Raw genomic sequence first — 1,196 nt, 5'->3', positions numbered from 1 at the left:
GCCCGCTCCTGCGCGTCATTATCAGCGTTCCCGAAGGCGAGCGGCTGTCCCGGCAGACATTCAACCCACGCCTGGGCATTGTGGGCGGCATTTCCATTCTGGGAACACAAGGCACCGTACGCCCATTCAGCCACAAAGCCTGGAAAGCCACCATCCAGCAAGGCCTGGCCGTGGCTGCGGCCACAGGCTGCCGCTCCATTGCCCTGACCACGGGCAGACGCTCCGAACGCCTGCTGATGGAACGCTACCCGGAGATGCCGCAACAGTGTTTTATTCAGGTGGCTGACTTTGCAGGTTTTTCCTTGCAGGCTGCTGGAGCCGGAAATTTTGACACCCTTGTGTGGGGCTGTTTTTTCGGCAAACTGGTCAAGCTGGCCCAGGGGCATGCCTACACCCACGCCCGCCACGCAAACCTGGACATGGCCGACCTTGCCCGAGTATGTGAGCAGTACGGCGCACGCTGCGCGGCGCAGGTAAAAAACTGCATCACCGCCGCCCATGCCCTTGAACTGCTCCTGCAAGACAGGGCCGGAACAGACGTTATACGGCAGGTAGCCGCCAAAGCCGCCGCAGTGGCGGCAAACTTCGCGGGCCACCCCGTGCGGCTGCATCTTTTCCACACCGACGGCAGGGAATTACTGGCATTATGAAAAATCAGGTCGCACTGCCCGGCATTGCCGTGTCCTCCCCCGCACCAGGCGAAGAGGCGAGCCAGACCACAAAGCGGAACGCGCTTGCGGCTGACGCCCCCAATGCCTCCAGTACGCCCGAAGCGCTTTCCGTGGCCGAAGATGACGCATCCCCTGCGGTCACGGATTCCGCACCCACGGACGCGGCAGCACAGATGCCCTCCAGTCAAGGTGCTGTCGCCCACAATGCGGGCCAAGAGAAGCACGACGCTGCTCCAGATGCCCCGGCAGACAATGACCGGCCTTCGCCAGACAGGGACGCCTCTTCTGCGGGCAACGCCTCCACTGTATATCCCGCGTCTGCGGACCCACTACTGCAGGACGGACCGAAAAACGGACCGAAAGGCATTGCCGCTCCCTCCAGGGCCGAGAAAAAACGGCGCAAGGTGGCGCAGCAGCCGTCGCAGGAGCAAGCCGCAACCGACACGCCGGACGACTGGCCGCCCATGTCTGAAATCCTGCAATCCTGCTTTGTTTTTGAACCCACCACAGCGCAGCCTTGCCCCA

Annotated in this window: 1 protein-coding gene and 1 pseudogene; both read left to right on the top strand. The window is 62.6% G+C overall.

All coding sequences use genetic code 11. The annotated features are described in order from the left end of the window. Positions 1-650: cobalt-precorrin-5B (C(1))-methyltransferase CbiD (cbiD, locus tag V6C16_RS13750; RefSeq protein ID WP_333543494.1), on the top strand; the 650-nt coding region annotated here is incomplete at its 5' end. Then, a pseudogene (locus V6C16_RS13745) lies at positions 647-1,196 on the top strand (hypothetical protein); the annotation flags it as partial. The gene cbiD and the pseudogene V6C16_RS13745, both read left to right, overlap by 4 nt.

The organism is Desulfovibrio sp. 1188_IL3213, assembly GCF_036763145.1.
Lineage (GTDB): Bacteria > Desulfobacterota > Desulfovibrionia > Desulfovibrionales > Desulfovibrionaceae > Desulfovibrio.
The sequence above is the reverse complement of the archived record's forward strand: the minus strand, read 5'-3'. Positions and strand labels throughout refer to the sequence as shown.